This is a genomic window from Oleiphilus sp. HI0117, from assembly GCF_001635235.1.
Window position 1 is genome coordinate 1 of record NZ_LWGA01000348.1, and the last position, 365, is coordinate 365.

Genomic DNA, 365 nt, shown 5'->3' on the forward strand with positions numbered 1-365 from the left:
CAACCCTGTTAACAATAAAAAGATATCTCACAGTTATTATCTTAGCCCCACAAATAAAAAAACCCCAGCACAAGCCGGGGTTTCTATAGTAGTACTACTGGCTTCCTAGCCTAAGAACTTGATCATAACGCCCGCAGCAACTGCAGAACCGATAACACCTGCTACGTTTGGCCCCATCGCATGCATCAACAAGAAATTCTGAGGATTATTATCCAGACCAACCTTATTCGATACACGAGCAGCCATTGGAACAGCTGATACACCAGCAGATCCAATCAGAGGGTTAACTTTGTTAGTACTAAATACGTTCATCAACTTAGCCATGATTACACCAGTACCGGTACCTACTGCAAATGCAGCCATAC

1 protein-coding gene is annotated in these 365 nt (G+C 43.3%); it reads right to left on the reverse strand.

Annotated elements, in window-relative coordinates:
• Nucleotides 1-105 precede the first annotated feature (105 nt).
• On the reverse strand, nt 106-365 hold a 260-nt coding region (locus tag A3757_RS04260), incomplete at its 5' end, for a sodium ion-translocating decarboxylase subunit beta (RefSeq protein WP_068739213.1).